26 protein-coding genes and 1 other RNA gene are annotated in these 22,708 nt (G+C 51.2%); 19 read left to right on the forward strand and 8 right to left on the reverse strand.

The features are described from left to right. Nucleotide 1 precedes the first annotated feature (1 nt). The 7 genes from purD to OEV59_05495 all read left to right on the forward strand — a co-directional run bounded on the left by purD (nt 2) and on the right by OEV59_05495 (nt 5,031). On the forward strand, nt 2–1,282 hold the full coding sequence (purD, locus tag OEV59_05465; GenBank protein ID MDH4227183.1) for a phosphoribosylamine--glycine ligase: 1,281 nt from the start codon (nt 2–4) through the stop codon (nt 1,280–1,282). 37 nt (nt 1,283–1,319) lie between these two features. Beyond that, nucleotides 1,320–1,817: a 5-(carboxyamino)imidazole ribonucleotide mutase gene (gene purE, locus OEV59_05470; GenBank protein MDH4227184.1), complete on the forward strand. Its 498-nt coding sequence runs from the start codon at nt 1,320–1,322 to the stop codon at nt 1,815–1,817. Between the two features lie 10 nt (nt 1,818–1,827). Beyond that, nucleotides 1,828–2,466, forward strand: a complete 639-nt coding sequence (locus OEV59_05475; GenBank protein ID MDH4227185.1) for an L-threonylcarbamoyladenylate synthase — start codon at nt 1,828–1,830, stop codon at nt 2,464–2,466. Continuing rightward, complete coding sequence (locus OEV59_05480) at nt 2,463–3,017, forward strand: DUF502 domain-containing protein (protein MDH4227186.1); 555 nt, start codon at nt 2,463–2,465, stop codon at nt 3,015–3,017. The genes OEV59_05475 and OEV59_05480 overlap by 4 nt, the downstream gene beginning before the upstream one ends. A 64-nt stretch (nt 3,018–3,081) precedes the next feature. After that, complete coding sequence (locus OEV59_05485; GenBank protein ID MDH4227187.1) at nt 3,082–3,693, forward strand: porin family protein; 612 nt, start codon at nt 3,082–3,084, stop codon at nt 3,691–3,693. Between the two features lie 151 nt (nt 3,694–3,844). Next, a complete protein-coding gene (locus tag OEV59_05490; GenBank protein ID MDH4227188.1) occupies nt 3,845–4,438 on the forward strand; it encodes a hypothetical protein in 594 nt (197 codons plus the stop codon). 191 nt (nt 4,439–4,629) lie between these two features. After that, nucleotides 4,630–5,031, forward strand: coding sequence for a bacteriohemerythrin (locus OEV59_05495; protein ID MDH4227189.1), 402 nt, complete (start codon nt 4,630–4,632; stop codon nt 5,029–5,031). Nucleotides 5,032–5,037: 6 nt separating this feature from the next. Here the strand turns inward: OEV59_05495 and OEV59_05500 are convergent, their stop codons facing one another. After that, nucleotides 5,038–5,340, reverse strand: a complete 303-nt coding sequence (locus tag OEV59_05500) for a hypothetical protein (GenBank protein MDH4227190.1) — start codon at nt 5,338–5,340, stop codon at nt 5,038–5,040. Nucleotides 5,341–5,445: 105 nt separating this feature from the next. Then, nucleotides 5,446–6,861 carry a 16S rRNA (cytosine(967)-C(5))-methyltransferase RsmB gene (rsmB, locus tag OEV59_05505; GenBank protein ID MDH4227191.1) on the reverse strand — a complete coding sequence of 472 codons (1,416 nt, stop codon included), beginning with the start codon at nt 6,859–6,861 and terminating at the stop codon, nt 5,446–5,448. 129 nt (nt 6,862–6,990) lie between these two features. On the opposite strand from rsmB, the gene OEV59_05510 reads away from it, so the two are divergent. The 8 genes from OEV59_05510 (at nt 6,991) to OEV59_05545 (ending at nt 11,638) form a co-directional block, all read left to right on the forward strand. Beyond that, nucleotides 6,991–7,422, forward strand: coding sequence for a SoxR reducing system RseC family protein (locus OEV59_05510; GenBank protein ID MDH4227192.1), 432 nt, complete (start codon nt 6,991–6,993; stop codon nt 7,420–7,422). A 3-nt stretch (nt 7,423–7,425) separates the two neighbouring features. Next, complete coding sequence (gene smpB / locus OEV59_05515) at nt 7,426–7,935, forward strand: SsrA-binding protein SmpB (protein ID MDH4227193.1); 510 nt, start codon at nt 7,426–7,428, stop codon at nt 7,933–7,935. Between the two features lie 58 nt (nt 7,936–7,993). After that, nucleotides 7,994–9,346: a phospholipase D family protein gene (locus tag OEV59_05520; GenBank protein MDH4227194.1), complete on the forward strand. Its 1,353-nt coding sequence runs from the start codon at nt 7,994–7,996 to the stop codon at nt 9,344–9,346. Between the two features lie 86 nt (nt 9,347–9,432). Continuing rightward, nucleotides 9,433–9,781, forward strand: a transfer-messenger RNA (tmRNA) gene (ssrA, locus tag OEV59_05525). A gap of 57 nt (nt 9,782–9,838) precedes the next feature. Then, the gene (locus OEV59_05530) at nt 9,839–10,006 is read left to right on the forward strand and encodes a hypothetical protein (GenBank protein MDH4227195.1); all 168 of its coding nucleotides are present in this window, start codon (nt 9,839–9,841) and stop codon (nt 10,004–10,006) included. Nucleotides 10,007–10,049: 43 nt separating this feature from the next. Next, complete coding sequence (locus OEV59_05535) at nt 10,050–10,598, forward strand: hypothetical protein (protein ID MDH4227196.1); 549 nt, start codon at nt 10,050–10,052, stop codon at nt 10,596–10,598. Between the two features lie 195 nt (nt 10,599–10,793). Next, nucleotides 10,794–11,204 (forward strand): GNAT family N-acetyltransferase, encoded by a 411-nt coding sequence (locus OEV59_05540; GenBank protein MDH4227197.1) that lies wholly within the window; start codon nt 10,794–10,796, stop codon nt 11,202–11,204. Between the two features lie 158 nt (nt 11,205–11,362). Beyond that, on the forward strand, nt 11,363–11,638 hold the full coding sequence (locus OEV59_05545) for a hypothetical protein (GenBank protein MDH4227198.1): 276 nt from the start codon (nt 11,363–11,365) through the stop codon (nt 11,636–11,638). Between the two features lie 265 nt (nt 11,639–11,903). Here OEV59_05545 and OEV59_05550 read toward each other — a convergent pair whose 3' ends face one another. Then, a complete protein-coding gene (locus OEV59_05550; GenBank protein ID MDH4227199.1) occupies nt 11,904–12,440 on the reverse strand; it encodes a hypothetical protein in 537 nt (178 codons plus the stop codon). A 154-nt stretch (nt 12,441–12,594) separates the two neighbouring features. Between OEV59_05550 and OEV59_05555 the strand changes: the two genes are divergently transcribed. The 4 genes from OEV59_05555 (at nt 12,595) to OEV59_05570 (ending at nt 16,625) form a co-directional block, all read left to right on the forward strand. Continuing rightward, nucleotides 12,595–12,825 carry a hypothetical protein gene (locus tag OEV59_05555; GenBank protein ID MDH4227200.1) on the forward strand — a complete coding sequence of 77 codons (231 nt, stop codon included), beginning with the start codon at nt 12,595–12,597 and terminating at the stop codon, nt 12,823–12,825. 338 nt (nt 12,826–13,163) lie between these two features. Beyond that, nucleotides 13,164–14,963, forward strand: a complete 1,800-nt coding sequence (locus OEV59_05560; GenBank protein ID MDH4227201.1) for an ATP-binding cassette domain-containing protein — start codon at nt 13,164–13,166, stop codon at nt 14,961–14,963. 48 nt (nt 14,964–15,011) lie between these two features. Continuing rightward, complete coding sequence (locus tag OEV59_05565) at nt 15,012–15,866, forward strand: hypothetical protein (GenBank protein ID MDH4227202.1); 855 nt, start codon at nt 15,012–15,014, stop codon at nt 15,864–15,866. Between the two features lie 9 nt (nt 15,867–15,875). After that, entirely contained in the window at nt 15,876–16,625 is a 750-nt protein-coding gene (locus OEV59_05570) for a class I SAM-dependent methyltransferase (protein ID MDH4227203.1), read from the forward strand. A gap of 5 nt (nt 16,626–16,630) precedes the next feature. Here the strand turns inward: OEV59_05570 and OEV59_05575 are convergent, their stop codons facing one another. From OEV59_05575 to efp, 5 genes are read right to left on the reverse strand one after another with little or no spacing between them, the layout of a single operon-like run. Further along, complete coding sequence (locus OEV59_05575) at nt 16,631–17,185, reverse strand: DUF4124 domain-containing protein (protein MDH4227204.1); 555 nt, start codon at nt 17,183–17,185, stop codon at nt 16,631–16,633. A gap of 13 nt (nt 17,186–17,198) precedes the next feature. After that, entirely contained in the window at nt 17,199–17,735 is a 537-nt protein-coding gene (locus OEV59_05580) for a hypothetical protein (protein ID MDH4227205.1), read from the reverse strand. Between the two features lie 14 nt (nt 17,736–17,749). Further along, nucleotides 17,750–20,194: a DNA internalization-related competence protein ComEC/Rec2 gene (locus OEV59_05585; protein ID MDH4227206.1), complete on the reverse strand. Its 2,445-nt coding sequence runs from the start codon at nt 20,192–20,194 to the stop codon at nt 17,750–17,752. Between the two features lie 49 nt (nt 20,195–20,243). Next, nucleotides 20,244–22,082, reverse strand: a complete 1,839-nt coding sequence (gene uvrC, locus OEV59_05590; GenBank protein MDH4227207.1) for an excinuclease ABC subunit UvrC — start codon at nt 22,080–22,082, stop codon at nt 20,244–20,246. A gap of 49 nt (nt 22,083–22,131) precedes the next feature. After that, nucleotides 22,132–22,692 carry an elongation factor P gene (gene efp, locus OEV59_05595; protein ID MDH4227208.1) on the reverse strand — a complete coding sequence of 187 codons (561 nt, stop codon included), beginning with the start codon at nt 22,690–22,692 and terminating at the stop codon, nt 22,132–22,134. Nucleotides 22,693–22,708: the final 16 nt, after the last annotated feature.

The following is a 22,708-nucleotide window of genomic DNA, read 5'->3' on the forward strand; positions in this document are numbered from 1 at the left end:
GATAGACGTACTGATAATAGGCGGCGGCGGCAGAGAGCACGCCCTTGCGTGGAAAGCAAAACAGAGCCCTCTTACAGGCAAGCTCTATATCGCTCCGGGGAATGCCGGAACGGCAGGGATTGGCGAGAATGTTGCCATAAAGGCAGAGGACATCGCGGGGCTAAAGAAGTTCGCCGTTGATAATAAGATCGGGCTAACGATTGTCGGCCCCGAGGTTCCGCTAACACTTGGCATAGTGGACGAATTCGAGGCAGCAGGGCTAAAGATATTCGGGCCTTCGAAAAGAGCTGCGGAGCTCGAAGGAAGCAAGGTCTTTTCAAAAGAACTCATGACCAAGTACTCCATACCAACGGCGCACTTTAAGAGGTTTACGGACGCGGAGGCTGCCAAGGCATACGCCGAAACCCTTGAAACCCACAACGTGCCGCTGGTAGTTAAAGCAGACGGCCTTGCCGCAGGCAAAGGCGTGCTGATTTGCAACACCATGGACGAGGCATTCTTGGCAATCGACCTCATCATGAAGGACCGTGCCTTCGGGGACGCCGGCAATTCAGTAGTCATAGAGGATTTTCTCGTTGGCGAGGAGGCAAGCTTCATGGCCATAACCGACGGCACAACCATACTGCCGCTTGCCCCTGCCCAGGACCACAAGGCCATCTACGATAATGACAAGGGCCCCAACACCGGCGGCATGGGCGCGTACAGCCCTGCCCCGGTAATCACAAAAGAGCTTCAAGCAGAAGTAATGGAAGACGTAATGGAGCCCATGGTGGCTGCCATGGCAAAGGAAGGCAGGCCGTATAAAGGTATCCTCTACGCAGGGCTCATGATATGCCACGGTAAGCCCTATGTGCTCGAGTTCAACTGCCGCTTCGGCGACCCTGAAACCCAGCCCGTGCTCATGCGTTTAAAGACCGACATCGTGGAGCTGATGCTCTCCTGCATAGATAAAAAGCTTTACAACGTAAAGCTCGACTGGGACGAGAGGTTCGCGCTCTGCGTTGTCATGGCCTCCGAGGGCTACCCCGACGAATACGAAAAAGGTTTCGAGATAACCGGGCTTGAGAGCGTAAAGGCGGCTGACAATGCCGTGGTGTTCCACGCAGGCACCGCGCTAAAGGACGGCAAGGTCGTTACCTCGGGCGGCCGGGTGCTTGGAGTTACGGGGCTTGGGGCAGACGTAAAGGACGCAATCAAAACGGCTTACAAGGCCGTTGAAAAGATAGAGTTCAAGGGCGCGTACTATAGACGCGACATAGGCGCAAAGGCTCTTATAAAATAAAAGTCTCAAAAAAACTTACTTATAAGGAGACTACAACATGGCAAAACCTCTTGTACTAATCCTCATGGGAAGCGACTCTGACATCCCCGTCATGGAGGAGGCATCGAAGGCTCTAAAGGAATTCGGGATCCCGCACGAGATGACGATATCGTCTGCGCACAGGACGCCTGAGAGAACGCTCGATATAGCCAAGAACGCCGAAGACGAAGGCGTGAAGGTCATCATAGCGGGCGCGGGCGCGGCCGCGCATCTGGCAGGTTTTCTCGCGGCCAAGACAACGCTTCCGGTAATAGGCGTGCCCATAGATTCGAGCCCCTTAAACGGCCTCGACTCCCTTCTCTCAACCGTGCAGATGCCTGGCGGAGTGCCGGTAGCAACGGTAGCGATTGGCAAGGCAGGCGCAAAGAACGCCGGAATACTCGCGGCACAGATACTCGCGACATCGGACAAGGCGCTATCGGAAAAGCTCAAGGCCCACAGAAAGGCCCAGGCCGATGCCGTAGTGGCCAAGGCCGAAAAGCTCAAATCAAAGTAACGTGGCCAGCGTGGCTAAAAAGCCGCCCATAATGCTTGGCACGGACGATGCTTCGCTAACGGCCGCTGCCGCCGTAATAAAGAACGGCGGCATAGTGGCCTACCCGACAGAAACATTCTACGGACTTGCAGCCGATCCCTTTAACGAAGACGCGGTTGAAACTCTCTTCATACTTAAAGGCAGGGACAAGACAAACCCCATATCGCTTATAGCCGCCGACACGGCCATGGTAAAAAAGGCCGTGTCCTACGTCTCTCCGCTTGCGGAAGTACTTATGCATAAGTACTGGCCAGGCCCGCTAACGATAGTCTTCGACGCCGCGCCATCTATACCGGAGGTCATAACCGCAGGCACCGGCAAGGTAGGCATACGGATACCGTCGTCAAAGACAGCGCTCGAACTTACGCGCCTTACCGGGCACGTAGTCACGACAACGAGCGCGAACCCGTCGGGCAAGGCCCCTGCGAGTACCGCTTCGGAGGCCATGAACTACTTTCACGCACGGATAGACGCTATAATAGACGGCGGGGAGCTTACCTCAAGGCTTGCCTCGACGATAGTAGACGCAGCCGGAGATACGCCGCTTGTAATCAGGGAAGGCGTCATAGCGAGTAAAGAAATCCTTAAAACCACCGGAGGCTCCAGATGAAAAAGCTCATAAAGTACTTTCTCGAAGGCCTTTTGATATTCGTCCCTCTGGCCGGAAGCGTGTACGTCATATACACGGTTTTCACGAAGATAGACGGCATGCTCGGCATACCTATACCAGGGCTCGGGTTCGCGATAACGATAACCGTAATCACGCTTTGCGGCTTTCTTGCCTCCAACCTGTTCACCAAGGGATATGTCAAGCTTGTCGAAAAGATATTCGAAAAGCTTCCTCTCGTAAAGCTCATATATACGTCCTTAAAAGACCTGCTAGGAGCGTTCGTTGGCGACAAGAAGAGCTTTGATAAGCCAGTCATGGTAACACTCGATGAGACAACTGGGGCAAAGGCCCTCGGGTTCGTTACAAAAGAAGATCTCGATTTCCTCGGCATAAAAGGCCATGTCGCGGTATACATGCCGCAGTCCTACAACTTCGCAGGCAACCTTATGCTATTCCCGGCGTCAAAGGTAACGCCAATAAAGGCCGAATCCTCGGACGTAATGGCATTTCTCATATCCGGCGGAGTGTCGAGCCCAAAAAAGGACGCATAGCTCCTCATTGACAACGCTGTCATTTTGTGTAACACTCTATAAAAATTCCCAGGAGGTTTTAAAGGTGAAAAAACTGGTTCTGGCAACAATAGCGGCATTATTTATCCTTACGGCAACAAACGCCACGGCAGCGGAGCAGTACCCGCTTGGCAAGGCGCACGCGGCCTTGAAGATCGACTACATCACCTTCGGCGACAACTATATGGACAATTCGTGGTGGAGCTCAACAGACCTAAGCGGCGGCTTTATCGGCGCAGAGTACTACCAGGCAATACAGCCCAACCTCTACGTAGGCGGCGAAATCGGGTACTCAAGCGTTGACGATACGGGGGTATCGTGGTGGTTTGGCGACCCTATGAAGCTCGAAGTAACCTACATACCGATAGAGGTAAACGGCAAGTACTCGATGGAATTCCAAAAGAACCTCGTCTTGAGCTTTGGCGGCGGCGCATCGCTAAACTACATCGACGAGACGTTCAAAGTGGGCAACTGGCTCTCCGACTCGACCACGGAATGGAACCTTGGCTTGCAGATATTTGGCAACATAGACTACAAGGTCCAGGACAAGCTCTTTATCGGAGGCGAGCTTAAGATATCCACCATAGACAACCTCTTTATCTTCGGCACCGGATACAACACCTACAAGCTCGGCGTGCGCGTGGGGACTACCTTCTAAAATAACGCCATTATATGCCCTTCGACGGGCCGGCCCGCAAGGGCCGGCCCGTTATTTTTTATAACGACAAGAAAAACACTTGCCGCCCTCTGCTATTGACAAGCGCGGCTCCTTGTGTAATTATTTATAAAACCACGGAGGTCAGCACAAAGTGAAAAAATTCATAGTTCCAATCATACTCTTTGCCGCAATAGCGCTTATGCCGCAGGCATCCGGTGCAGCCGATACATACCCGCTGGGCGACGCAACCATAGAACTTAAAATCGCAAGAATCAACTTCACCGACAGCGTTGTAAAACGCGCCAATGTCGACAGCGGCCTCTACCTCGGGCTCGAGGCCTACACCGCGGCAGCGCCAAACATCTACCTTGGCGGCGAGTTCGGGTACTCTAACCTCGACGGTTCCTCAACCGTGTTCGCCGTAAGAACGGAAAACGAGATAACCTACGTTCCTCTCGAGTTCAATGCCAAATTCGCCATAGGCAACCCGAATAACCTCGCATTCTCCATGGGCGGCGGAGTTTCGCTAAACTACGTCAAGGAACGCGCAACACTGCCAAACAGTGTCATCAAAACATCGAGCGACTGGCTCCTTGGGCTCCAGCTCTTTGCCGCAATACACTACGTGCAAGATCAGTTCTTCTTTGGCGCGGACTTAAAACTCAAGCTCACCGAAGAGTTTCACAGCGCCGGGTACGACTATAACAACTTCGTCTACGGCATACACGGCGGCCTCAAGTTCTAAAAAAACAACCCGCAGTTTAACGCGTTACGTTTTTGCCGATAAAGCAAGCGTAACGCGTTTTTCTTTGTTATTTCAAATAACTACGAATTTGAGAGCCCAAACTCCGACATAAAATATTTGACTACCACTTGAATTTACCGTATCATTTAATGCATTACGATAGCTCTCACTGGATACAAGGAGGATATACGATGCTCGAATGGAAAAGTTCATTTCTCGTAGGCGTTGATGCGATAGACTCCCAGCACAAGGAGCTCTTCGATAAGGTAAACAGCTTTCTAAAGGCAATGGGCCCTGATAAGCGGGCCGCGGAGTTCGAGGAAACGCTTAAATTCCTAGAGGACTACGTCATAAAGCACTTCTCTGATGAGGAAAAGCTCATGCACCTGCACTGCTTTCCGCACGCGGACTCGCACATGATGCAGCACAAGGAATTCAAGAACAGGCTAAACGACTTTAAAGCCGCATACGCCGCAAAGGGCATCACCTTGCCGTTCACCGTGGAGGTAAGCGGTTATCTCACGAACTGGCTGATTAAGCACATAAGTGTGCTCGATAAGGAACTCGGCGCATTCATAAACACCAAGAAGTAGGGCCCCCTATCCTACGAACCCTTCCTTCACAATCGCGCCGTCCTTGTTCATTATAAAGGCATAGGATATGGGCGTATAGCAATCCATGGTCTTCTCGAAGATTACTATCTGCACCCTTATGTCGCCGCCCTCTTCCTCTTCCCACATGCTCTCGACCTCGAAGTCGTACTCCATGCCGGAAGCCCCTCTGCCCTCGTAACTAAGAGCACTGGCAGCGCCGCCCATGTACCCGGTAAGCCTCGTATAAGGCATCTTCTTTAACCTGTCGACCTGTATCTTAAGCAGCCCTTCGGCCTCTTGAACGTCCATTTTATATTCCTACCTCCGTTTTTTAAGTTGTATATTTTAATATATGGCGGGCTTGTGAGGCAAGTGTTTTTAAAAGACCTCGGTTCCTGGCCGGAAACCGCGGCCCTACCCGGCCTTCCTTGAAAACCTGGCGGCAAAGAAGCCGTCGGTATTATGCAGATGCGGCAGGGTCTTTACAAATCCTTCGTCCGTAATAAGCCCTGAGGCAGAGGCAGGCAAAAAGGCCGCCGCGTTCTCGGCCGCATACTCCGGGTTCTCAGCAAGGAACGCCTTCGCGACCTCGATTGTTTCCTCTGGCTCTATCGAGCACACCGAGTACACGATGCGTCCTCCGGGCCTCACGAGCTTTGCCATGTTCCTTAGAATCCTGACCTGCTCCGTTGCCATTCTTTTTATATCGGCCTCGGTCTTTCTGTACTTTATCTCGGGTGTGCGGCGTATTACGCCAAGCCCCGTGCACGGCGCATCAACGAGCACGGCATCGAAGAACTCCGGAAGCTCTGCGTCTTTACCCGGCAAAAGAGAGGGCTGAAAGGCAAAGCTTACTGCGTCGGCAACGACTGTTCTTATGCTCTTTAGAGAGAACCTTTTGGCCAGCTTTTCAACTGTCTTTAACCTCGACGGGTTCTTGTCGAGCGCGAACACTGCGCCCTCATCCTTCATCATCTCGGCCATTTCCGTTGCCTTGCCTCCCGGGGCTGCGCACGCATCACAGATTATCTCGCCCGGTTTGGGTGCAACAAGCAGCGCTACTAGCTGCGAGGCCTCGTCCTGAAAATAAAACCTTTTATCATCCGTATCGAGCCTTGCCCAGGTCTTTTCCAGCACTTCTATGCCAAGCGGCGAGTACTCTGTCGGCCTGGCCACTATGCCGGCGCTGCCAAGCTCCTCGATTAGCCCGGCCCTGTCCTTATAGATGGTATTTACCCTTGCAACAGTCGGAGGCACCCTAAGATTGGCCTGGCACATTTCGAGCGCGTCCTTTACTCCGTAATTGGCAATCCAGCGCTCAACTAGCCACTCCGGGTGGGAAAAAACTATCGAGATGTATTTTACCGGCCCTTTCGATAAGACCGGGAAGTTGACGGAATTTTTCGAAGCGTCCGCTGCCCTTAGTACAGCGTTCACAAAGCCTCTTTTCTTGTCATTTGCTCCGCCAAGCAGCTCGACACTCTCGCCCACAGCAGCGTGCGATGCAACACCGCCGAGGAAAAAGAGCTGATACACGCCAAGCCTCAATGCAGTCAGCGCGTCGTGCTCGAGCTTTTGTGTCTTTATCTTGGAGAAGGCGTCTATTATCCAGTCTATCTTAATGAGCCATCTAAGCGTGCCGTAGACAAGCTCCGTTGCAAAGGCCGCGTCGCGCGTAGAGAGCCCGGCTGCTTCCCTCGAAAGCAGCACATCCGCGTACGAATCCGCGCTCTCGACCCGAAGGAGCACGTTAAATGCAACGCTACGCGCGGTTACCGGGCGCGCTGCCGCCTTCTTCGCCCTTACTTCCTTATCGTTCTCTGACGCCATGTGCGAAAACATCAAACTCCAGCCGAATATGATTTGCGTACAGTTTACCATATACCGCCAAAGCGTCAATATCCATATTTGCGCCGTGCTTCCTTGCAAACAGACGGCATCTTCTGATACTATCTATGGATGATAGAGGAGCGCGCTACAGTTGCATCCATAAGGGAAAACGGCCTTGCCGTGCTACGGGCAAAGAGGACGAAGTCCTGCGACGGATGCACCTCAAAGGACACGTGCCTAAGCGTTAGCGACGAGGAGATGGAAATCGAGGCAATTAACGAGGCAGGCGCAAAGGCAGGCGACAGGGTCGTCTTCACCATGCCAGAGGGTGCGGTGATACGGGCGGGAGTGCTTGTGTACCTTGTGCCGCTTATCGGGTTTATCATCGGAGTCGTGGTGGCGCAAATAGCTACTCCAAGCCTTTTCCCGGACATGAACGCTGACGCGGCATCGGCAGTACTCGGTTTTATCGTAATGATCGCGGCATACTTCGCCGTATCCGCGTACTCGAAGAAAGCGGGCGCAACAAACGACACGGCTCGCATAATCAGGATAGAATAGAGCATGAAAAAGCAAAAACCGGAAAAGAAAACAACCGCGCCAAAGACAGACGACAAGCCAGTTTACAAGACCGTGTGCCAGAATAAAAAGGCCTTCCACGATTATTTTATCGAGGAAACAATCGAGGCAGGCGTGTGCCTTGTGGGCGCGGAGGTAAAATCCCTTCGCCAGGGCCAGGCAAACCTTCGCGACTCATACGCGCGCGTAAAGGACGGCGAGATGTTCCTCATTGGCGCGCATATCTCTCCCTACAACCAGTCCGACGTGTTCACGCGGCCTGACCCGGACAGGACAAGAAAGCTGCTTTTAAAAAAAGACCAGATACGCCGCATGATTGGCAAGATTGCGGAAAAGGGCTTTACGCTCGTTGCAACACGCATATATTTCAAGAACGGCAAGGTCAAGGTGGAACTCGGGCTCGCAAAAGGCAAAAAACTCTACGATAAGAGAGAAACCCTCAAGGAACGAGACGTGTCAAGGGAGATAGCAAAGGCAACAAAGGTCGCAAAATAATTTTATTACCCCTAATGTAACTTTATACTATAATAGATACATCCAATCCAATCTAACTATGGACTTTATAGCTAATGCTTTAAATGGCAAATATATAAATCTCCCTCCCACAAACACTCCGTGGGTTAAAATTGCTGTAGCCTATGCCAGTGACAATACGCAGCTCCTCAGTTTTTGCCTATCAAATAAAATTCCTTTAACATTCTGGTGCAGATACGACAACACGGTTCCTGTTTCATTGAAAATATTAGAAAAATTTCTAACCGAAGGATCCTCAAATTTCACATGTAAACTAGTTCAAAATTTTCATTCTAAAGTAATATGGTATGCCGACTATGGTGTATACATTGGGTCTGCAAACCTAACAAAAAACGGATGGGAAGCCAATATCGAGTCTGGCCTTTTCTTAACTCACAAAGAAATTATAAGTAATAATCTCTTGCCAACCTTAGAGGACTTCTTTTTGCGACTAGACAGCAATTCCCATCCCCTCACAAGGGAAGCTTTTGACCATCTTGCAAACCACAAAAACAAGTTATCATCTTTTGAAAGCAAAGAAAAACAGCAGGAAGATAATAACTTCTGGCAACATGGGCCGATTAAAAAGGAGGGATTTTTAATTTCTCGCTCTCCAGAAGAGAGCATAGACAGTCAAAAAAAGTTGTTTTTAAAAGAGTGGTACGAAACGTTGCAAATTACAAGAAATATAGCCGAAAAAGTTTCATTAGATACTTATAGACCGTCTTGGGTGCCGAAAACAACACCTAAAGGCGTGCAAGTCGATCAGTTCTTACATGCATATTACTATAACAACGTTTTTGATGGAAACAGATCTATGCACGAACAGTTTTACAATAAACATAACGCGAACCCAGAAGCAGCCTTAGGGCGAGCTCTTTGTTGGTGGCAAAAATTAACAGAAGCGCCTGATGAAGAAGATATTATGATTCGAGAATGGGCGCCTTTTCTATCAGAGAAAACAGACAAAGTTAATCTATTGAATTTGTCAGAAGACGACTTTTGCAACGTATGTGCCCGAGTGCATGCTATAAGAAATCATGCCACTAGGGTTAGCAATAGAACTCTCGGCATAGCAGAAAGTGCTGTTACAGAAAAGGAATATCGTATAGAACTGTTTGCCAGATGGCTTTATAAACAACATTCAGAAGACAACAAAACCCCACTAGACGTAATTTATTATGTTTTACATGGCGGAAACTCTGACCGTTTGCCAGAAAGGCTTTGGACCGCAATTAATGACTCCTCCTTTAAGATACCTCATTTAGGACTCAGTTGCTTAGGAGAAATTACTGGGTGGGCACTACCTGATAAATTTCCTCCAAGAAATGGCAGAACAAGCAAGGCCCTGAAATCATTGGGGTTTAACGTAAAAATATATTCCGAAAAGTAGCTTTGCTTGAAAAATATATTTACAGATAAATACAACTTGATATTTTTTCCGCAATCCCCTTGACTCATGTGATATAATATTTAAATGGGGGCGACTGGTTTCGACGGGTCGTTCTGAGGCCGAAGGAAGCATACCGAGGTCTGCTACCTCGTAAAAAAGGCAGACAACAATAGTCGCGAACAACGACAACTACGCTCTAGCCGCCTAAGGCTAGACGTCCTTATGCCGCTCTCCCGCGGCTGTTTAAGGACGTAAAAATGCGGGATGGCTGTTGGTGCTAAGTCCTTAGGAACTAACGGCGAGACTCAATTGGACTGGCTTCTTAGGACCCTGCCTCTGGGGGCCTTGGAGGCGAGATTAAAACAAAGGCTAAGTATGTAGATGCCCCGGTCGAAGCGTTCTCGGACGCGGGTTCAATTCCCGCCGCCTCCACCAAGTTTAAGCAAAGGCCGACAAATGTCGGCCTTTGGTGTTTTGAGAGGAGAGTTTTTCTTGAGAGGATTTATCAGCCTTCTTAGCGCAACCATAGTAGGCGGCATCGGCTGGTGGGCCGGAGAGAAAACGCTTGGCATCTGGGGCGCGGTTGTGTTGAGCGGCATAGGCTCGGGCGTAGGGCTCTACTACGGCAGAAAAATCGCAAAGGACATGATGGGGCTGTAGGGTGGACAATGCCCGCCATACAAGCTAACTTAACACAAAGGACATGAACTCAAAAACAATAAAATACCTACAACACAGAACAGCCCAACTATCCATCGGAAGCTCCACACTTAGAAATCAGGGGGCGCCGGGGGTCGCCAAGGCCACGCGGACTTTTCTCTCTGAACTCAACCTAAAATCCTTCTCCGTTACTTCAAAGCAAAAGTTTTCCAAAGCGCTTGACCACACTACTATTGCCCTATCCAAAGCACTGCCAAAAGGGGCACGCAACTGGGGGACAGCCAGAAAAGCTGTAAATATTTTCCTAAGGGACTGTGTTTACAACCGGTTTTTATGTTCGCACTTTGCTATTCATCTCATTCATCCTTGGCTTGAAGTGCCACTCGACAGTCATGTAGCCAATGGACTTCGGGAAACTTCCATGAGAAATACCCTCCCAAAGTGGACAACCATTAAAAAACTTGAACGTAAAGTAAGCGACAAGTATCAGGAAGCAGCCACCAAAGTAGCCGAGAAGGTAGGATGTAAGCGCGTTGATTTAGATATCTATCTCTGGCGACAAACAGGCATCAAAGAATTAAAAAATATCTAATCACGCGGAAGACAGGCACACCCCACCACAAACCTGCAAGTTTAGCGGTTAGGCGCGGCGCACGAAGCATCACGGCAAAATCGCAGGTTTCCATTACCGCAAAAATCAACGGCCTCCATACGCCAATCCTTGCCAAACCCGCCCCCAGATGCTAAAATCCCCCTCAAGCCGCATATACCAAGGAAATATCCAAACATGGACATCGTACACACCCTGACCGAAGCCGACATTGACAAACTCGTAGCGCTCTATTCAAACGAGTACTGGTGCAAACACAGGACAAGGGCCGATGTCGCCAGGATGCTCAAGAATACGGATATAATCATCGGCGTAAAGGACGGCGAAAGCGGCCTCATCGGCTTTGCGCGCGTGCTTACGGATTACGTGTACAGGGCGACAATATACGATGTCATCGTTGAGAAAAGCTACAGGGGTAAAAACATCGGCAAGCTCATCGTGGATGAGATAATCGGTCACGAAAAACTAAAGAACCTCGAAAGCCTCGACCTCTTTTGCAAGCCCGAGATGTTCGAGTTCTACGAAAAGTGGGGGTTTACCACCGACATAGGCAAGCTAACCCTCATGCGCCGCAAAAGAGGAACATAAATTTCGCCGGTTAAGGTGCGCATCTTATGTGTCTGGCGGTATATGTAACCACGACAAACAGCAGTATAGAGAAAAAACAGCTGGCGCAAATTTCGGGCTTGTCTGTATGCAACATCTCGGATCAACTTCATTTTGTAACTGGTTGGTGTGCCTGTTCTTTGCTGAAAAAAGGGTCTTCGTGGAGCAACCCGACATGGGAACTCCAACCGGAAATACTGCCAGGCCTGGCAGCGTCCGTAAAATTATTGTACGACAAATCCCACGAGTTCACGTTTCAGGCAGTCTGGCTTGACAAGAAAACCACGTTAATCGAACAACGCAGCACGATAGAAGAATTGTTAAACGACATAGAAAAGAACGCAATCAAAAGAAACTATACATATATTGTCAGCCGCAAAACCAAGAAGCGCAGGGAGTGTAGAATCCGCCGATAAAGCCGCAGGATTCCCGCCGGAGTTTACCCCGTACTCAATACGGGGCGGGAATAACGGTTTTTAGATGCGGTGGCAGGCGTCATGCCTGCCGTAAAATCGCCGCCAAGCCCCCAACCCACACAAACCTGCAAGTTTAACCGTCAGGCGAGGCGCACGAAATTTTTGACCGCAGGCGTATATGGAATATACGTCGAGGATCGAAAATTTCCGTGCAACGAAGCATCACGGCAAAATCGCAGGTTTCCATTCCGAATCGCAGGCTTCCTTAAAACGACACTCCCACCCCTATGCCATACACGGTATTCCGGTGGTGCGACCCTGGCGAAAACTCGATCATCGGCGCAAGCGTTATCCACGGCACGTGCTTCAATCCGTCTCTGCGCCTGCCGTAAAACGGAGCTTTCTCGCTAAGCACGATATTGGACCTGAGGCGCACGCTCGTACCAGTATTGGACAGCCCGAGCTGCGTCTGAAACAGGCCGCCGAGCCCCAAACCCAGATACCAGGTAAGTTCTTTTTCAATATCATGCCCCTTCCACCCAACAGCATCCTCACCCCACTTACGATACCCGATACCCGCATTTAAAATAACAACTGTCATATTAAAATCAACGCCATTTGCGGACACATCATGTTTTCTGTCAACATGCCGCGTAACCGTAAACGTAAACCCCGACAATTCGGCGGCGCCTTCTAACGCGCTCCCCATAGCATGCGGTCCGGCAAATGACTCGGACGATGTAAAAACAATAACTACGGCAATAGCAAAGAGACCCGCAATCAATCTTCCAAGCAGCGCCATAAACACACCTCCCGATGTATTTTGTCCGGCAAAATAAAAGTTCCTGCGATTGATTGCGCCATTATACCATGCCTGGCTTAGAAGGCAATACCGCCTGCCTTGTTGCCAAAGCAGGCCTTAGATGCTAAACTCTAATAAAAGGAGACTGACCTGCATGGCGAGGGAACTGATATGCATAGACTGCAGCTTTTGCGGTAAACCTCACAGAGAGCTTCGCGGAAAGACGTCTGTTGAGATAATCCTCTGGATACTCTTCATCGTGCCCGGGCTTGCCTATTCGATATGGAGGAGGATGATATCGGGCGGCAGGTTTTGCTCGCGCTGCGGCAGCCCGCGCGTAATATCGCCGGATTCGGAGTTTGGCAGAAAGCTACGCGGGTTGTAGCTCTTTTTTCCCGCACTGTCTAACCAGTGTTTTTTCAACATTTAAAAAACAGCAAGTCTGCCGCCAGACGAAGCGACCGCATCCCACTCTAATATAGAAAAGGAACATCCGTCGGCAGGCATCACGCCTGCCGCACGCCCCATACCCAAAAGCCGCCCCGCAGGGGCAAATATTTTTAAAAGTGGATTCCTGCTTTTGCAGGAATGACAAAGGCAAGACACTGGATTCCAGCCCAAAAGAGAGCGGGAATGACAATCTTTTACATTTGGGTGCAGGGGTCACCCCTGCCCACGGATTCCCTTGTCAAACCCGTATAGTATGTGTTAGAATTGCTGGTTATGATTCAGGTAAGCAACCTATCCAAAGCCTACGGCGCAAAAACACTGTTCGAGGACGTGTCCTTCTCTGTCGGAAGGGGCGAGAGAATCGGCCTCGTCGGCAGAAACGGCGCGGGGAAGTCCACCCTGCTAGAAATACTCATGGGGCTGGAGAGCTACGACTCCGGCACACTGATGATACCCAAGAACTACCGGCTCGGGTACCTTGACCAGCACATACACTTCACCAAGCCCACGCTTCTCGAAGAATGCTGCCAAGTGCTTAGCGCTGACGAGCAGTACGACTACTATAAGGCCGAGAAGATACTCTTTGGCCTGGGCTTTAGCGAATCGGACATGGATAAGGCTCCGGATACATTTTCCGGAGGCTATCAGCTCCGCATAAACCTCACCAAGACGCTCCTTCAGAACCCGGACATGCTTTTACTCGACGAGCCGACGAACTACTTGGACATTGTGAGCCTTAGATGGATGCGCCGCTTCCTAAGGAGCTTTCGCGGCGAGGCAATCATCATCACGCACGACAGAGACTTCATGGACTCTGTCTCGACCCACACAATGGGCATCCGAAGGGGCCGGCTCCTGAAAATCCAGGGGCAGACCGAGAAGTACTACTCGCAGCTTGCCGTGGACGACGAGGTGCACGAAAAAACGCGCATAAAGCAGGAAAAGAAAATAAAAGAGCTCCAGAGCTTCGTAGACAGATTCAAGGCAAAGGCATCGAAGGCCACTCAGGCGCAATCGAAGATGAAGCAGATAGCAAAGCTGGCAATATTCGACGAGATAGAGCCGGAGTACCAGATGGGCTTTTCCTTCCATTACCTTTCCATGCCGGCCAAGACCTGCATGCAGGTAAAAGACCTCGCCTTCTCATATACAGGCAAAGCTGAGGACAATCTCTTTAGCAATATCACATTCGACCTTCAACCGGGCGACAGGCTCGCTGTAATCGGAAAGAACGGTAAAGGTAAAACCACTCTTCTAAACGCCCTCTCCGGCGAGACGAACCCCACGCACGGCTTCGTCAGGACGCATCCGTCCGTTGCCATAGGCTACTACCAGCAGACGAACAGAAAGGACTTAAACCCCGACAACACCGTTGCCGAGGAAATCGCCGAGGCAAACCCGGAGCTCATGACCGCGAACGTAAGGGCGATATGCGGGGCCATGATGTTTTCTGGCGACCAGGCCGATAAGAAAATCTCGGTACTCTCAGGAGGCGAGCAGAGCAGGGTGCTTCTTGGGAAAATTCTCGCGCACCCGACGAACCTTCTTATGCTAGACGAGCCCTCTAACCACCTGGACATGGACTCAATCGAGATAATGATAGAAGAGATAAAGGATTTTGCCGGCGCTGTCATCCTCGTCACGCACAACGAGGAGATGCTAAGAGAGCTTGCCAACAAGCTCATCATCTTCCACAAGGGCACGGCGGAGTTCTACCCCGGCACGTACGAGGAGTTCCTCGACTCCATAGGCTGGGAAGAGGAAATGGATCTAGCGAAGGCTGGCAAGAAGGCGGCAAAGAAGACGCAAAAGGAAAGCAGCCCGGAAGCGGACAAGGAAAAAGAAAAGAAACTCAAGGCCGTTAAAAAAGAATATACGGCCCTTGAAGAAGAAATAATAAAGAACGAAGAAACACTGCGGGAGAAAAACGAAGAGGCGCTGAAACTGACGACCCTTGGCGGAAGCGCCCTACGCATAAACGAAGTATATAAGGAAATCGCCTCTCTGCAATCGGAACTCGAAAAGCAGAACAAGCGCCTTGAAACGCTTCTTTCTCAGATGGAAGGCGCGTAAAATATCTTTACCTTGCCCCGGCCTTTTTTGCTATAATAACTCAACCACATGATAAAAGAACTTAAAAAACTGCTGGCCTTTTTTTCGCCCTCGCGCGTGGCGTCCCTGTTAAACAGCCGCCACACGCACGACAAACCGCTTACCGAGGAGGACTACAAGCGCATAATCCGCGAGCAGACCTTTGGCATAGACACGACAAACGAGCTCGGGCGGCGAAAGGCCTACATCAAGTGCATCGACTACGCCAAGAAAAGCACCCTTGACATACTCGACATAAACCCGTTCATCGCAGCTGCTGCCGAAGAATTCAAGCAAACGCGCGTAATGACCGGGGCCATGGAGGAAAACATCGAGCCAACCGGCAAGGAACGCATCTACCTTACGCATTCTAACGAGTACGGCCCGGAGTTCGTCGGCAATAAAGAAGGCCTTCTCTACATGGCCCGGGTGTTTCTAAACCTCTCGAGGTCCAAGATGGAAGGCGAGCATGTGCACCTCTACGACAACGAAGCCCCTCTCTCGGAAGGTTCCTATCCGTTCACCGTCTACTACGAGGACAACAAGTGGTTCGACGAATACGCCGAAGATGAGGACGGGGAAGACGGCCTTTCCGGCCCAGAGCCGAGGCAGCGCGGCATCCGCGCAGAAGACATAGCCGCCTTTATGCTGCTCGACGAAGCGCCGCCGACGATGCTCGTTACAGCAAATAAAATATACAAGGTCTCGGCGTGCAAGGAAGTGACCGATGAGAACATAAAGGTCATTGCCGGAGCCGGCGAGGCGGAGCGGGCCTTTGCAGTCACCTTCGTGCAGGACGACGGAAAGAGCGGAAAAATACTGCTCGGCGCAAACGACGACGGCGTTGTGTTTTTCAGAAAAAAAGACCTCGAACAGATATCGTAACTCCGCAAAATGACAAAACACGCCGCAAATCCGATTGGCACAGCAAACCTTAAAATGGCCTTTGGCGTAGAGCCCTCGAACAGGCTCTTCAGGCTGCGCCTTGCGCGCTATAAATCGCTTGCCGAAACGGTTGCCTCGTACGTAAACGAACATCCCGGAGCCCTGAGACTACTGGATATAGGGCTCGGAAGCGGCCGCTCCTTAAGATTTATCGAGGGCGAAGGCGCGGACAAAAATATCGACTTTAGCGGCCTTGACCTCGACCCGGACAGGCTCTCGACGGTTTACTCGCCGAAAAGATGGACTCTCTACAAGGGGGACATCGAAAAAGGCGCGCCGTTTAAGGACTCGGAGTTCGACATCGTGATATGCGAGCAGGTGCTAGAGCACCTTGTCGACCCGGCAGCCGCGCTAAGAGAGATATCGCGCGTACTCAAAAAAGGCGGGCTCGCGATAATCGGCGTGCCGACATTCCCGCCTCCGATAACATATGTAAGGCGCCTCTACGTTGCGCTCACAACGGCGCTACTTAACAAGAAACACTCCCACGTGCAGACCTTTAGCTCGTTTTCCATCTTAAGGCTCTTGAAGGACAACGGAAGTTTTTCGGTGCTCTCGTGCCACGGGGTGCGCGTAATATCGGGCGGGATACTCTCGAAGCTTGAGGACTTTGAGGGCTGGTACAGGTTCAACAGAAGGCTCGGGGCCGCACTGCCCGTTATCTGCACAGAGGTGCAGATAACGGCGATAAGGAAATAACGCGGTTAATCGCCGACTATTTCCTTTGGCACGCCGTAGTACCTTGCGTCCCTTTTCAAATCCTTTAACTCTTCCTCTACGTCCCTTATTCTTTTTTCGATATCAGGGATGTCCTTTTTAAATGCCTCGTACGCCTTTATTTCATTATCCTCGTACGTCTGACCAAAACGGCGGCCCCTCTCGAAGACCTCTATATACTGTTTCTTGCCGGAGAGTTCGTCTTTTGAGTTCCTCAACCGCTCATTTTTCCCGTCAAACAAGGTCTTCCACTCGTATGCGGTTTTATCTCCGTAGGTTTCGACCCCTGGCTGCGACGAAGCAGTCGCAGGCGGGGTGTACGACGGCTTGAAGGCCGGCGGGGGCGGGGCAGACGGCTTGGACTCTACGTGCGTTGCCTTTTCCTTGAACGCCTCCGGAACCTCGTCCTTATTGGTCGTTACGTGAAGCTTACCGTCCTTATCGGTCCAGTAATACAGGTCCGCGGCTGCGTACCCGGCCCCTGCAAAAACAAAAAAAACGCAAAAAGCAAATACGGCAAAAATCCTTCCTGTGCCGGTCATAAAACCGCCCTTTCTATCTCCATGCCTCAAACGGCACGCCGTAGTATTTAGCATCGCGCTCGATCTTGGATATCTCCTTATCGAGCTCCTCCAAACGCTTCTCGATTCTTTCCACATCTTTTTTGAAAACATCGTATGCGGCTATTTCCTCGTCCGTATAAAGCCGGCCTTCCTTGACGGTCTTTATATCGATACTGCGCATATGCTCTGGCGGGGCTACAAGCTTACCGGTTCTTATGCTCTCGGAACACATATAGCGCATTACCCATCCGCGCTCATAAACATCGACGTATAATCTTTTGATATTCCACTCGAACTTCAATTCCGCGCGTTCAGCATTTTTTACGGCGAACTTCTTTTTCCACTCCTCGATGGTTTCGCCGCCGTAGAGGGTCTCTCCATTGGACGCAACAAGTTGCGGCTCCTGGTCCTTGATATCCTGCCTCTCGCAAGCGCCGTCGATTGCAAGCGCATCGCAAGCGCCTGATACAAATAACGCCGCGCCAAAGAAAACTGCAATAAGCCGCATTTTACGCTGATACGCGCTCATATTGAAATTATACCCTATCTTGGCGCATTGGTCAAACCCGCTGCCCTTACGGCTTTACCGTCCACTACTACGGCAAAGGCACCGTCAATATCCGTTCTCAGGATTTTTATACCGCGTTTTTTGAGGCTTTCAATCGTTTCCTCGGCAGGAAATGAAAAGGCATTATTATACCCTGCTGATATGGCGGCAAAGCGCGGAGCAACTGCATTCAAAAACACCTCTGAAGACGAGTTCCTGCTTCCGTGGTGAGCGATTTTGAGCACATCGGCCTTTATGTTCTTTTTAAGAAGCGCGGCCTCTGTCTTTGCAGGTATATCGCCTGTGAAAAGAAAGGACACATCATTAACGTTCACCCTGAAGACAAGCGAGGCGCTGTTTACGTCCTTACCCGAATATCCGGGCTCTGGAGAAATAAACTCAAGACGCGTCCCGTTTATGTATACCGGCTCAGAAGCGGCGTTTTTAACGCTTACCGGAACATGTCTTTTGCCAAGCTCGTTTTCCAGCAAAGTATCCAGCCTGCCAGGGCCGCTCCACCAGAACTCTGATGGAGCGAAGTTTTCGGCAATAAACCCCATGCCTCCCATGTGGTCCTGCTGCGGATGCGTGAGCACGAGGTAATCGAGCTTTTTTATGCCCCTTGACCATAGATACGGCGCAACGATCCTCTCCCCGGCGTCAAACCCCGACGATACGTACGCACCGCCCGCGTCTATGAGCATGGTCTTTACTCCGCTCCCTCTATCCTGGAACTCGAGCAGTATGCTCTCGCCCTGGCCAACGTCCAATACGGTCATGGTAAAATCCTTTGGCCATACATAAGCATAGTGCCTGTAAACAACCGCGAATACGAATACAGCGGCAATTGCGGCAAAATAGTACGCGAGCCTTCTTCTGTCAGTTACAAACACAACCGCCGCAAGAAGACAATAATACAAAACAATCTCGACTCCGGACATCCCTGTTACCCGCATATTGGAGTACGGGATGGAGGAGAGAAAATCCGCGAGCCGCACGGACAACGTAAGCAGGATATCTGCGCTGTGAAAGAACACCGCTGCCAACGGGGAATATAGTAATGAAAAGAATACGCCAAGAAGCGAGAGCGGCACCGCAAGCATCCCGGCAAGCGGCACTATAACGAGGTTCGCTGGCACGGATATTGGCGTAAAACTGTGGAACACCGCGGATATAATAGGAAGCGTTGCAATCCACGCTACAATTGAAACAACGCACATGCCCTTTGCGTATAGCACAACGCGGGATTTGAGCGTATAGCCGCTCTCCGCTGCCTTCTCGTACGACGGCCTCATAATGCGCGGCACAAAGACTATGAGCGCAATAACAGCCGCAAAAGAAAGCTGAAATGAAGTGTCCCAGAGCGCTCCGGGAGTAAAAACAAGGATTACGAGCGCCGCAAGGGCCGCTGCAGAGTAAATATCGCGAAAACGCCCTATGCCAGCTGCCACGAGCGCTGCAACAGCCATTATGACCGCCCTTTCGGATGGAACGGAAAACCCGGACACAGCGCCGTAGAAAAGCACAGGGAATATGGAGAGAAGGAGCGCGAGCTTAACGACATTATACTCGAGCATCAGGCGGCGGCTACGCTTAAGCAGCCAGAGAAATATAAAATAAGACGCGGCCGCCACAAGCCCCACATGCAGCCCTGAGATGGAGAGTATGTGCGTTGTTCCCGTGTCCCTGAAGGCACGTTCAACGTCAGAGGGCACACCTGCCCTCTCGCCTATGGTAAGGGCCTTTATGATGCCGGCATTTTCAAGGCCAAGCGTATCTATAAACGCCGCTCTCTTGGTTCTGAAACTATCAAGCGCGGCAAACGGGCTTCGCATGTCCTCTATCTTCCTTAAACCAGGGCCCCGCGTCCACGCCGAGGCGTCTATGCCGTTTCTCCTGCTCCACCATTCGTAATCAAAACCGCCGGGGGTCTTAAAGTTCCTAGGAAGAGTAAGCCTCGAAGAGAAGGCAACGATATCGCCCCTTGAAATACTGCCTGAGTCTCCGTCGTAGGAAAGACTTATCTTTGCCTCTGCGCCCTTCATATCCCCTTGCCCATACCCCATGGAGCGCACGTCTATGACAAAACGCGTCCTGCCGTCTTTTCTTGTTTCGTATTTTTCCGCAATCACGCCTTCGATATCCACAAAGGCCCTGCTTTGGGCAGCTTCTCTTATAAAGGCAATCGAAGCGCCGGTTCTTTCGTTCACAAGCGAAGAGGCAAACAAAAGCCCTAGCGAGAAGAACAAGGCAATAGAGGGATATAGCGGGGTTCTTATTGGCGGAGACAAGGGATTCTTACGAGATAAAAAAGCAAGTGCAACAAAAACAATGAACGCGATTACAAACAGCGCTACGGAAGCTGCAACCGAAAGCCCAAGCCAGGCCTCAAGCGCGAGACCTGTTATAAAAGAAACGGCTATGGGCACCAACGGACGCATAAGCCTCCATACTCACAACACGCAGCGCCGCATCCGAAAATCGGCGCCCTTACGATTCCTTCTTCGAGGTAGCCTCTTTTATGAGCCGCGCGGTTTCCGGAGTTATCCCCGAAAGCGCGGCTATATCATCGATACTTGCAGCCCTTAAGCCGTCAAGGTCAACGAATTTTTCGAATATCAGCTTTTTCTTGGCAGGGCCGATGCCTGGAATATCATCCAAGACCGACCGGACGGATTTTTTACCCCTAAGCTTCCTGTGATACGACACTGCAAAGCGGTGCACCTCGTCGCGCACGCGGCGGAGCAGCAAATCCCCCTTGGAGCCCTCTTTCAAAACAACAGGGTCCTTTACGCCTGCAATAAACACCCTCTCGCCCTTTGAAACCTTCTTGCCCGGACGCGGCGGCAGCGCGCCTTCCCTGTCCTTTGCAAGGGAAGCAATTGCCGCGCCTTCCATCTTAAGCTCGGAGGCGACCTTCAGGGCAACGGCAAGCTGCCCCTTTCCGCCGTCAACGAGGATTAGATCCGGCACAGGCACGTCATTGGTATTTAAGTACCTTCGCTCCATGACTTCACGCATCATGGCGTAATCGTCAGGGCCGTCCACGCCTTTAATTTTATAGAGGCGGTAATGCTTTTTCTCCGGCACGCCGTTTTTAAAGCGCACCATTGCGCCTACCGCGCTCTCGCCGCCGATATTGGATATATCGAAGGCCTCGATTGTCACAGGGGTTCGCGAAGTATTGAGCTTCTTTCCTATCTCGATAAGCGCTGCGTTCTCTGCCGTAAGCGCAGCCTTTATGAGCGCTTCCTTTGCGTTTAAAAGCGCCATGTCCATGAGCCGCTTCTTGCCGCCGCGCTCGGGCCTTCTTATCTCCACCCTCTTTCCGCCAAGCTCCGAGAGCCATTCTTCCATCACATCAGGGCCATCCGCATCAACGGAGAGAAAAACAAATGCCGGAATATTGTTCTCGCTTCTTCTGTAAAACTGCGAGAGAAACGAGGCCATGATTTCCGAATCCTCGACACCCGTGTCCTTGAAGTTAAAGCCTCGCTTGGAGATGAGGCGGCCCTGCCTGACATTTAGCACCGCTATGGAGAGCGCGCCGTCCTCCCGCTCGAGCGCGAAGTAGTCTTCGTCCTCGCATCCTTCGCTAACTACCTTCTGCTCTTCGAGAGAGGCCTCTATGGCGCCAATCCTGTCCCTTATAACAGCCGCGTCCTCGTACCTTTTTGCCTCGGATGCAGCAAGCATGTTCTTTTTAAGCTCCCTTACAAGTTCCAAGTTCCTGCCCTCGAGAAACATTATTGCGCCGTCCACGATTTCTCTGTATTTGCCCTCGGATATAAGCCCTGTTGCAGGGGAGGCGCAAAGACCAAGCTGGTAGTCGAGGCACGGCCTTGTGCGGTTACGAAACTCATGGAGAGAACACACGCAAAGCGGAAATATGCGGCGAAGGAATTTTAGCGTCTCCCTTGCCTGCGAGGCAGAGGCATAGGGGCCAAAGTAGCGCGACTTGTCGTCCGCTGTCCGCCTCGTTATCTCGATTCTCGGAAACGGCTCCTCAACCGTAAGACGTATGCTTACGTAGGTCTTATCGTCCTTAAGGCGTATGTTGTACGGGGGTTTGTGCTTCTTTAAAAGAGTGTCCTCGAGTATGAGGGCCTCTTTCTCCGTGGTTGTGATGATGCAGTCGATGTCCTCGGTTTTCGAGGCAAGAAAACGGCTCGCGTAGCGTCCGTCGTCAGCGCTTCCTCTAAAATACGACCTTACGCGGCTCTTTAGATCCTTTGCCTTGCCGATGTAGAGAATCTTTCCCGAGGCGCCCTTCATGAGATAGACGCCCGGGGTCTTTGGAAGCGACTTTAGCCTGGCCTCGATGTCCATAAAAGGTAGAGAAAAAACCCGGCCAACAGGCGTTTTGAAAAACGCCCGTTTACCTGGCCCGCTCGATGTACTTAAGTTCCTCTGTGTCTATGCGTATGACCTCGCCGGTCTCGATGAACGGAGGCACTCCTACCGTAAGCCCGGTTTCGAGCTTCGCCGGCTTATAGGAGCTCGAAGCCGTAGCGCCCTTCATGTTTGGCGGCGTGTCGACAATCTTAAGCTCCACAACCTTTGGCGGCTTCACCGAGACGGGCTTGCCGTCGTAGAACTCGACAGCGAACTTGACGTTCGGGATGAGGAAGTACACAGTGTCGCCAAGATCTTCCGAGCTAATCGGCATTTGCTCGTAATTGGCGGTGTTCATGAAGGTATACTCTCCGCCGCTCTCGTATAAGTACTCCATCTCGTGCTCTTCAAGCACGGCCTTCTCCACCTTATCATCCGACCCGAAGCGGTTCTCCGCTCCCGAACCTGTAATCAGGTTCCTGAGCTTGGTTTGCACCATGCCCCTCCAGTTACCAGGCGTCACGTGCTGGACGCTTAGCACCTTGTGAGGCGCTCCGTTGAACATGATGGTCATACCCACCCTTAACTGTGTTGCCGATATCATTTAAGTATTGCTCCTT

It is taken from the genome of Deltaproteobacteria bacterium (assembly GCA_029858205.1).
Classification (GTDB): Bacteria; Desulfobacterota; GWC2-55-46; order GWC2-55-46; family DRQE01; genus JAOUFM01.

Coding starts and splice junctions, on each gene's coding strand:
- purE (MDH4227184.1), top strand. CDS start 1,320: ATGGCAAAACCTCTTGTACTAATCCTCATGGGAAGCGACTCTGACATC.
- OEV59_05480 (MDH4227186.1), top strand. CDS start 2,463: ATGAAAAAGCTCATAAAGTACTTTCTCGAAGGCCTTTTGATATTCGTC.
- OEV59_05495 (MDH4227189.1), top strand. CDS start 4,630: ATGCTCGAATGGAAAAGTTCATTTCTCGTAGGCGTTGATGCGATAGAC.
- OEV59_05500 (MDH4227190.1), bottom strand. CDS start 5,340: ATGGACGTTCAAGAGGCCGAAGGGCTGCTTAAGATACAGGTCGACAGG.
- rsmB (MDH4227191.1), bottom strand. CDS start 6,861: ATGGCGTCAGAGAACGATAAGGAAGTAAGGGCGAAGAAGGCGGCAGCG.
- OEV59_05510 (MDH4227192.1), top strand. CDS start 6,991: ATGATAGAGGAGCGCGCTACAGTTGCATCCATAAGGGAAAACGGCCTT.
- smpB (MDH4227193.1), top strand. CDS start 7,426: ATGAAAAAGCAAAAACCGGAAAAGAAAACAACCGCGCCAAAGACAGAC.
- OEV59_05520 (MDH4227194.1), top strand. CDS start 7,994: ATGGACTTTATAGCTAATGCTTTAAATGGCAAATATATAAATCTCCCT.
- OEV59_05535 (MDH4227196.1), top strand. CDS start 10,050: ATGAACTCAAAAACAATAAAATACCTACAACACAGAACAGCCCAACTA.
- OEV59_05540 (MDH4227197.1), top strand. CDS start 10,794: ATGGACATCGTACACACCCTGACCGAAGCCGACATTGACAAACTCGTA.
- OEV59_05550 (MDH4227199.1), bottom strand. CDS start 12,440: ATGGCGCTGCTTGGAAGATTGATTGCGGGTCTCTTTGCTATTGCCGTA.
- OEV59_05555 (MDH4227200.1), top strand. CDS start 12,595: ATGGCGAGGGAACTGATATGCATAGACTGCAGCTTTTGCGGTAAACCT.
- OEV59_05560 (MDH4227201.1), top strand. CDS start 13,164: ATGATTCAGGTAAGCAACCTATCCAAAGCCTACGGCGCAAAAACACTG.
- OEV59_05565 (MDH4227202.1), top strand. CDS start 15,012: ATGATAAAAGAACTTAAAAAACTGCTGGCCTTTTTTTCGCCCTCGCGC.
- OEV59_05570 (MDH4227203.1), top strand. CDS start 15,876: ATGACAAAACACGCCGCAAATCCGATTGGCACAGCAAACCTTAAAATG.
- OEV59_05575 (MDH4227204.1), bottom strand. CDS start 17,185: ATGACCGGCACAGGAAGGATTTTTGCCGTATTTGCTTTTTGCGTTTTT.
- OEV59_05580 (MDH4227205.1), bottom strand. CDS start 17,735: ATGAGCGCGTATCAGCGTAAAATGCGGCTTATTGCAGTTTTCTTTGGC.
- OEV59_05585 (MDH4227206.1), bottom strand. CDS start 20,194: ATGCGTCCGTTGGTGCCCATAGCCGTTTCTTTTATAACAGGTCTCGCG.
- uvrC (MDH4227207.1), bottom strand. CDS start 22,082: ATGGACATCGAGGCCAGGCTAAAGTCGCTTCCAAAGACCCCGGGCGTC.
- efp (MDH4227208.1), bottom strand. CDS start 22,692: ATGATATCGGCAACACAGTTAAGGGTGGGTATGACCATCATGTTCAAC.